Source organism: Stenotrophomonas sp. S39 (genome assembly GCF_016624665.1).
Classification (GTDB): domain Bacteria; phylum Pseudomonadota; class Gammaproteobacteria; order Xanthomonadales; family Xanthomonadaceae; genus Stenotrophomonas.
Genome location: NZ_JACVTT010000026.1, coordinates 41,491 through 49,929, shown reverse-complemented (window position 1 = coordinate 49,929; position 8,439 = coordinate 41,491). Strand labels below are relative to the sequence as shown.

The window sequence follows — 8,439 nt, the reverse complement described above, 5'->3', positions numbered from 1 at the left end:
GTCCCTGATCCGGTAGCGGCGGGGCCAGCCCCCCGCGCGCCGCGGGGGGGGGCGCCCCCCCCCCCCCCCCCCCCCCTGGGGGGGGGGGGGGGGGGGCCCCCCCCCCCCCCCCCCCCCCCACCGCCAGCATCACATCGAAACCTTCTTGCGGTTGTCGTCGCTGACGCGGTCGATCAGCTTGTTGTATGGATCAAACCCGGCCTCGTCCGGCTTGCTGTCCACCGTCACCGTAATGGTGGGCTCGGCCGTGGTCACGTGGTGGCGTTGCAGGTACAGCACCTTCTGGTCGCGTTCCTTGCCCGACGGCCCGTTGGCGAACACGCCGATCTCGATCCAGTCATCCATGCTGCCGTCGCTCTCCTGGCCCTTGCCGTCGGCGTACTGCTTGGCCGCGTGCAGGACCAGTGTCACGTCGTAGCGACCATCCTCGCGCTTGCGCGCGCTCGCGGACATCACCCGGTTGTCGTAGAAGCTGATCTTCTCGAACAGGTCGGTGACCAGCGCCTGGCGATCTGCCGGCGTTTCGGCGCGGATGTAGTCGAGCAGTTCGCGCGAGGTCGTGTACGGCGGCTGCTGGTAACCCTTGTCCTGCAGGAAGCGCTTCAATGCACGGTTCAGGGCCTGCTCGCCGATCTCCTCGCGCAGCCGGTAGAACACCAGCGATCCCTTCTGGTAGTGGATGTACTGCTGGTTCTCCACGCGCACCAGCGGCTGTTCCTCGATGGCCTCGCCGCCGCGCCCGGACAGGTAGCCATCCAGCTCGCGCTTGAGGAACTGGCGCATGTGCTGGCGGCCGTATTCCTGCTCCATCACCATCAATGCCGAGTACTGCGACAGCGACTCGGACAGCACCGTGGCGCCCTGCACGTTGGCACCGATCACCTGGTGCGCCCACCACTGGTGGGCAACCTCATGGGCGGTCACGTAGAACACGTAGTCCACCTTGTCCGGATCACGCAGGTCGGCGATGAAGCCGATGGCCTCGGAATAGGGAATGGTGTTGGCGAAGGACTGCGCGAAGCGGGCATAGCCGGGGAATTCGATGATGCGCACCTGGCGATGCTGGTACGGCGTGAAGTTCGCTTCGTAGTAGGCCAGCGACTTCTGCACGGCTTCAATCATCCGGTCCACGTTGTAGCCGTGCGCCGGGTCGAAGTAGACCTCGATCGGGATGTCCCTGTACTTCGCCCTGCGCACTTCCCAGCGTGCCGACAGGTAGGCATAGAAGTTCAGCATCGGCCGGTCCATGGCATAGCTGAAGCAGCGGCGGCCATTGACCGTGGTTTCGTGCTGCAGGTAGCCCGGGGCCAGCGCCACCTGGTCCGGCGCGGTGCAGACCGTGGTGCGGAAGTCCAGCCAGTCGGCATCGTTGGACACATAGTTGTTGGCGCGCGCGGCCTCGTCTTCCAGCTTGGGCATGCGCCGTGGTTCACCCAGACCGCGCTTGCGCCGCTCATTGCGGTCGCTGATCTCGGCACCTTCGTTGTAGCCGAAGGAAGGCAGCACGCGGCTGTTGAAGAACGTGCCGTTGTCCACGATGTTGCTCGGCGCCTGGCCGGCGGTGATGCCGTCGGGCTTCTGCATCACCCGGAAGTGCACGTCGCGGGTTTCACCCGGTTGCAGCGGCGCCTGCAGGCGGTAGATGCGGTAGCCAAGATCGGCGTCGTGCATCGCCAGGGTCTGCCCACCCAGATCGACGGCGAGCAGTTGCTTGTCATCCCCCATCGTGACGTGCACGTCCTGGATCGGGACGGCATGGGTGTTGCGCACCTTCCAGTGGGCCTCGATCACCATGGACTGCGATTCGGGGAACAGGTCCACGCGGTTGTCCACCGCCACGATGCGCGGCTGCGGCAGCGTGCGGTACCTGGACAGCTCGCGCTCGTAGCGGGCCTGAAGATCCAGCTGCTGGTCGGGGGAAATGAACTCGTTGCGGATGTTGGTGCTCCAGTACAACCCGCCACCCACGACGACGAACGCCAGCGCGGCCACCGCGGCGAAGGCACCGGTCGGACCGCGCAGGCGACGGCCGGCCAGGGCCAGACGCTGGCGCAGGCCCTGGCTGACACCGCGCACCCAGAAGGCCGAGGCCAGGCACATCAACGCAAGCAGGAACAGCGCCCAGTAGCCCTGGAACGCCAGCTGCCCGGCCAGGAAGTGGCCATAGCCGTTCATGTCCGAATAGGGGGCATTGGGCCAGCTGCCGAAGTTGTAGATGTTCTGCGTGTAGTCCAGCATGCCCAGCACGCCCTGGCCGATCATCACGATGATCAGCAGTGCATAGCCGACGAACTTGTTGTTGGTGAGAACCTGCAGCACCAGCGCCAGGCCACCCATCAGGATGTAGACCACCGAATCCAGTGCCAGGCTGCGCAGGTACAGCAGTGGCTCCAGGTGGGTGTAGCCCTTGGCCAGCTGCACGCCCATCGCCGCCAGCGCGCCAGCAGCCTGGAAACAGGCGATCACTGCCAGCAGCGCGGTGAACTTGGCCAGCAGCGGTACCCAGTTCGGCACGGGCATGGCGTCAGTCACTTCATTGATGCGTGCGCCGCGTTCCTTCCAGACCAGCTCGCCGGCGAAGAACAGCACGATGATCACCAGCAGCCAGCTGAAGGCGCCCTGCAGGGCCATGACCATCTGCGAGGTGACCGGCCAGATCGAAGTGCCGTACAGCGTCTGCCGGAACAAGGCGCTGGGCAGGAAGTTGGCCAGGCCCAGCACCAGCAGCACGATGAACGGCACGCTGCGCAGCACGCCGCGCGTGTCGAAGCGGACCTGGCGCAGGAACTGCTGCCACGCCGTGCCCGCGGTGAACACCGGTACCACCCGCGGCAGGGGCGCGCGGGTGGGGCGGACGGCACCCGCATCGGCGGCCGGCAGCGCCTGCCTGCGGCCCCAGCGGCGGCCGCCGCTGCCACTGCGTTCGGTACGGAACAGGGCAAACGTGGCGGCGAACAGTGCTGCCGCCACGCCCAGCCACAGGGCGCGGTTGGCCAGCAGGTAGCCGGCCAGTTCGGGGATGCCGCTGTTGCGCTCGGCGGTGGACCAGTAGCGGATGGTACGGCCCAGCGCACGCATGCCCAGCGGCTCGCTCAGCACCGCGATCCAGGTGTTGTCGATGTCACGCAGCAGGGCGGCGCTGGCACCGTACAGCACCAGGTAGGCCACCAGGCCGATGTACACCCAGAGGATCGAGCGGGTCAGCGCCGCCAGCAGCGACAGCAGTGCGGTGGTGAACAGCAGGTTCGGAATGACGATGACCGCGAACGCCCAGGCATAGCCCTGCCAGCTGATCGGGCCCATGCGCTCGGGATCGACCCATGGCATGAACGGTGCCAGCCACACGCCGAACGCAATGATGATGTAGACCAGCAGCCCGGCCGCGAGGGCCGCGGCGATGCGGCCGGCCAGGTAGTCGCGACGCTTCACCGGGCTGGCGAAGATCAGTTCGGCAGTGCCCAGTTCGAAGTCACGCAGCAACGCGTTGCTGACGAATAGCGCGTTCACCAGCATCCCCAGCAGGGTGAAGATGCCGAGCATCTGCGCGATCACCGTCGGCGCATTGCTGTGCACGTTGCCGCTGCCACCACCGATCTGCACCGCATCGCTGGAGGCGGCGGCGAAGGCGAGCAGGGCGAACAGCCCGGCCAGCAGCCACAGCAGGGGAGAACGCAGCTGCTCGCGCAGCTCGAAGCGGAAGAAATTGAGGATCATGGCGTGCTCCGCTCAGGCTGCCGCGCGGCCACGCGCCTGCAGGCGCAGGCGCTGGAAGTAGACGTCCTCGAGATCGGGGGCCACGGCGCGGAAGCCATCGCCGGGATCGCTGGCACTGTGGATATGGATGACCGGGCGGCCACCGACCAGGCGCGTGGACAGCACCACGTAGCGCGCCTCATGGTCGGCCAGTTCGGACGGGTCCACCTGCTTGCGCCAGACCTGCTGCTGCAGGGCCTCGATGGCATCGGTGGGGCGGCCGGTCAGCAGCACCTGGCCCTTGTTCATGATGGCCATGCTCGGGCACAGGTCGGTCACGTCCTCCACGATGTGGGTGGACAGGATCACCGCGACGTTCTCGCCGATGGCTGCCAGCAGGTTGAGGAAGCGGTTGCGTTCCTCCGGGTCGAGGCCGGCGGTGGGCTCATCGACGATGACCAGGCGCGGATCGCCCAGCAGGGCCTGGGCGATGCCGAAGCGCTGGCGCATGCCGCCGGAATACGTGCCCAGCTTGCGCTTGCGCGCGTCCCACAGGTTCACCTGCTGCAGCAGGCCGTCCACCACTTCACGGCGCTGCGCGCGCTGTGTGAGGCCCTTGAGCACGGCGAAGTGCTCCAGCAGGTCGAGCGCGCTGACCTTGGGGTAGACCCCGAAATCCTGCGGCAGGTAGCCCAGGCGGCGGCGCACGGCATCCTTGTCGCGCAGCACGTCGATCGGCGATTCGCCGGGAATGGTCAGCACGGCCGTGCCGCTGTCGGCTTCCTGCAGCGTGGCCAGGGTGCGCATCAGCGACGATTTGCCGGCGCCGTTGGGGCCGAGCAGGCCGAACATGCCGCGCGGGATGTCCAGGGTGACCCCGTTCAACGCGTGGACGCCGTTGGCGTAGGTCTTGGACAGCGAGTCGATCTGCAGCATCCGCGTACACCCCTTCCCTGTATGAATGGCCGTTTATCGCGCTGAATACGGCGGCGGTCAATGCCAATGGTCATGCTTTCCGACGGAAGTGCCGCTGGAGGGAGTGAAATCCACCTTGATGGGGAACCGGACCGGCCCTGGATCACACAATGCCTCTACAGCGGCCTCGCTAGGCTTTGACCATATTCAAAGCCATGCAGGCGCACATGCAGATCGCAACCGGGGTACAGGGGCTGGACACGATTCTGGGCGGTGGCCTGCCGCAGGCCCGCCTGTATCTGCTGGAAGGCCCGCCGGGCTCGGGCAAGACCACCCTGTCGCTGCAGTTCCTGCTGGAGGGCCTCAGCAAGGGCGAGCAATGCCTCTACATCACCCTGTCCGAGACGGCCGAGGAACTGTGCGAGGTCGCCAGCGCGCACGGCTGGTCGCTGGAGGGCCTGCACCTGTTCGAACTCGGCTCGGCCGAAAGCGCGATGGGCAACGGCCGCCTGCAGTCGGTGCTGCACTCCTGGGAAATGGAGCTGGACGAAACGGTCAACATGATCATGTCCAAGGTGGACAGCATCGGGCCGACCCGGGTGGTGTTCGATTCGCTGTCCGAGCTGCGCCTGCTGGCCCAGGATTCGCTGCGCTACCGCCGGCAGATCCTCGCGCTCAAGCAGTTCTTCGGCCCCAAGAGCGCCACCGTCATCCTGGTCGACGACCTGACCTCCACCGGCGAGGAGCGCGACGGCCAGCTGCACAGCCTGTGCCACGGCGTGATCTCGCTGGAGCGGCTGACCCTGGATTTCGGCCCCGCGCGCCGCCGCATGCAGGTGCAGAAGCTTCGTGGCGTCGAGTTCATCGCCGGCTACCACGACATGGTCATCCGCCACGGTGGCCTGGACATCTTCCCGCGCCTGATCGCCTCCGATCACCATGGGCATTTCGTTGGCACGCCGGTCAGCAGTGGCGTGGAGGAGATCGACCGGCTGCTCGGCGGTGGACCGCTGCGTGGCACGTCCACCCTGCTGACCGGCCCGGCCGGCAGCGGCAAGACCAACGTGGCCCTGCAGTACGTGTGGGCGGCCTGCGAGCGCGGTGAGCGCAGCTGCGTCTTCGAGTTCGACGAGCGTGTGGGCACCCTGCTGGCCCGCTCGGCCGAGCTGGGCATCGACCTGCGCAAGCACCTGGACTCGGGCCTGCTGGAGATCATGCAGATGGACCCGGCCGAGATATCGCCCGGCGAATTTGCCTGGAACCTGCGCAAGGCCGTGGAGGAGCGCGACTGCAGCGTGCTGGTGATCGACAGTCTCAACGGCTACGTGGCCGCCATGCCGCAGGAGAAGCAGCTGATGCTGCAGCTCCACGAAATGCTGTCCTACCTCAACCAGGTTGGCGTGGTGACCTTCCTCATCAACCCGCAGCATGGCCTGGTCGGCACCATGTCCGCCGGCAACCTGGATGTGTCCTACATTGCCGATGCCGTGGTGCTGTTCCGGTTCTTCGAAGCCAAGGGCCGCATCCGCAAGGCCATCTCGGTCATCAAGAACCGCGGTGGCGCGCACGAGGACACCATCCGTGAACTGAAGATCGACCGACGCGGCGTCACCGTCAGCGCACCGCTGGCCGACTTCCAGGGCATCCTCACCGGGACCCCGGAATTCGTTGGCGATGATGGGGCGCTGCTCGGCCAGACTGATGGCCGATAAGGGCGAAGGCCGGCAGGTGGTACGCATCGTCGCGCCGTTCGGGCGCGACGCCGAAAGCATCGCGGGCGTGCTGGCTGCTGCAGGCCTGGTCACGCTGATCTGCCCGCACCTGGACGCGCTGGCCGAGGCGCTGGACGATGACACCGGCCTGGTGGTGGTGACCCAGGAAGCGGTGGCGCGCGGTGGCGACGTGCTGCTGCCTGCCCTGCAGCGCCAGCCGGCATGGTCGGACCTTCCCTTCATCCTGCTGCGCTCGGCGCGCTCCTACCGCCACTCCACCCGAGAGCCGCTGCTGCCGGCATCGATCAACGTGGTGGAAATGGATCGGCCGCTGGGCAGTGTCTCCTTGCTCAGCGCGGTGCAGGGCGCACTGCGCGCACGCGGCAAGCAGTTCCTGGTGCGCGACCAGCTGCAGGCGCTGGCGGATGGCCGGGCTGCACTGGCACGCAGCGAATCGGAGCTGCGCGTGATCGCCGACACGATGCCGGTGCTGATCGCTTTCGTCGATACGACGATGTGCTTCCGTTTCGCCAACACCGCCTATGAAGACTGGTTCGGCCTGGCCACCGGCGAAGTGATCGGCCGCCACGTGCGCGAGGTCATCAGTGAACCGGTCTGGCAGCAGCGCCGTCCGGTGATGGAGGCGGCCCTGCAGGGGCAGGGCGCGGTGTTCGAGATCGAATGGCCACACCGCCTGCGCGGTCGCCGCGACTGCGAAGTGCGTTATGCGCCTCGCCGCGATGCGCAGGGCCACGTCGATGGCTTCCATGTGTTCGTCACCGATATCACCACCGCCAAGCTGGCCCTGGCCAGCAGCCAGCAGCACGCCCAGGCTCTGGAAGCGAAGGTGGCCGAGCGTACCCGCGAGCTGGAAATGCAGATGGCCGCGCGCGAGGCCAGCGAGGCGGCTCTGCGCCAGGCGCAGAAGATGGAGGCGATCGGCCAGCTGACCGGTGGCATCGCCCACGACTTCAACAACATGCTGACCGGCATCCTGTCGGCACTGGATATCGTGCGGATGCGTCTGGAAATGGGCCGGGTGGATGACCTGGATCGCTTCCTCGACACGGCGACCGCATCGGGCCAGCGCGCGGCAGCACTGACCCAGCGGCTGCTGGCGTTCTCCCGCCGGCAATCGCTGGACGCACGACCGGTGGAGATCAACGCACTGCTGGAATCGGTGCAGCATCTGCTGCGCAGCACCCTGGGCGAATCGGTGCGGATCGTCGCCGAACCCAGTGCCGGTGAACTGCACGCCACCCTGGACGCCAACCAGTTCGAGAGTGCGATCCTCAACCTGGCCATCAACGCCCGTGACGCGATGCCCCATGGCGGCCAGCTGACCCTGCGCACCGCCTCCGCCAGCGTGCGCGAGGGGCAGTACCCGGCCGTGCCGGCCGGGCGCTACGTGCAGGTGGTGGTGGCCGACACCGGGGCGGGCATGGCGCCGGCGGTGGTCGAACGCGTATTCGAGCCCTTCTTCACCACCAAGCCCATCGGCAAGGGCACCGGCCTGGGCATGTCGATGGTCTACGGCTTCATGCAGCAGTCCGGTGGCCATATCGCCATCGAATCGCAGGTGGGCGAGGGCACGGTGGTGTCGCTGTTCATTCCGATGGACGAGGCGCCCGGGGCCAGCGCGCCGGCAGCGGCCACGCAGGCGATCCGCCGCGGTGCTGGCCAGTCGATCCTGGTGGTGGAGGACGATGCCCAGGTACGCATGCTGGTGACCGTGGTGCTGGAAGACCTTGGCTACCACACCCAGGTGGTGGGCGATGCCGATGCCGCGATTCCGATCCTGGCCTCGGCGCAGGCCATCGACCTGCTGGTGACCGACGTCGGCCTGCCCGGCATGAACGGCCGGCAGCTGGCCGAGATCGCCCGGCAGTCACGCCCGTCGCTGCCGGTGCTGTTCATGACCGGCTACGCGGAAAAAGCCCAGGAGCGCGCATCGTTCCTCGACGAAGGCATGGCGATGATCGCCAAGCCGTTCCTGCTGGATGAATTCAGCGCCGCAGTGCGCACCGCCATGCCGGGAGCGCGGTAGACTCGAGCTTGCTCGACTGCCTCGCCTGTCGATTCCCGGCGGTGCACTGATCGGTCATCATCGAGCGCTATC

Annotated in this window: 4 protein-coding genes; 2 read left to right on the top strand and 2 right to left on the bottom strand. The window is 67.1% G+C overall.

Features of this window, described 5'->3' with window-relative positions; translation table 11 throughout:
* Positions 1-129: 129 nt before the first annotated feature.
* Together IAE41_RS09190 and IAE41_RS09185 are read right to left on the bottom strand one after the other, a co-directional pair.
* Positions 130-3,714, bottom strand: a complete 3,585-nt coding sequence (locus IAE41_RS09190) for an ABC transporter permease subunit (protein ID WP_200732902.1) — start codon at positions 3,712-3,714, stop codon at positions 130-132.
* 12 nt (positions 3,715-3,726) lie between these two features.
* On the bottom strand, positions 3,727-4,629 hold the full coding sequence (locus tag IAE41_RS09185) for an ABC transporter ATP-binding protein (protein ID WP_200732901.1): 903 nt from the start codon (positions 4,627-4,629) through the stop codon (positions 3,727-3,729).
* Positions 4,630-4,823: 194 nt separating this feature from the next.
* Here IAE41_RS09185 and IAE41_RS09180 point away from each other — a divergent pair, with 194 nt between their 5' ends.
* The gene (locus IAE41_RS09180) at positions 4,824-6,320 is read left to right on the top strand and encodes an ATPase domain-containing protein (protein WP_200732904.1); all 1,497 of its coding nucleotides are present in this window, start codon (positions 4,824-4,826) and stop codon (positions 6,318-6,320) included.
* The gene (locus tag IAE41_RS09175) at positions 6,310-8,367 is read left to right on the top strand and encodes a PAS domain-containing sensor histidine kinase (protein WP_200732900.1); all 2,058 of its coding nucleotides are present in this window, start codon (positions 6,310-6,312) and stop codon (positions 8,365-8,367) included. Before IAE41_RS09180 ends, IAE41_RS09175 begins: the two co-directional genes overlap by 11 nt.
* The last annotated feature ends 72 nt before the right edge of the window (positions 8,368-8,439 follow it).

Bases quoted from the DNA above. Each gene is read 5' to 3' on its own strand.
- IAE41_RS09190 (WP_200732902.1), bottom strand. From the start codon at position 3,714: ATGATCCTCAATTTCTTCCGCTTCGAGCTGCGCGAGCAGCTGCGTTCT.
- IAE41_RS09185 (WP_200732901.1), bottom strand. From the start codon at position 4,629: ATGCTGCAGATCGACTCGCTGTCCAAGACCTACGCCAACGGCGTCCAC.
- IAE41_RS09180 (WP_200732904.1), top strand. From the start codon at position 4,824: ATGCAGGCGCACATGCAGATCGCAACCGGGGTACAGGGGCTGGACACG.
- IAE41_RS09175 (WP_200732900.1), top strand. From the start codon at position 6,310: ATGGCCGATAAGGGCGAAGGCCGGCAGGTGGTACGCATCGTCGCGCCG.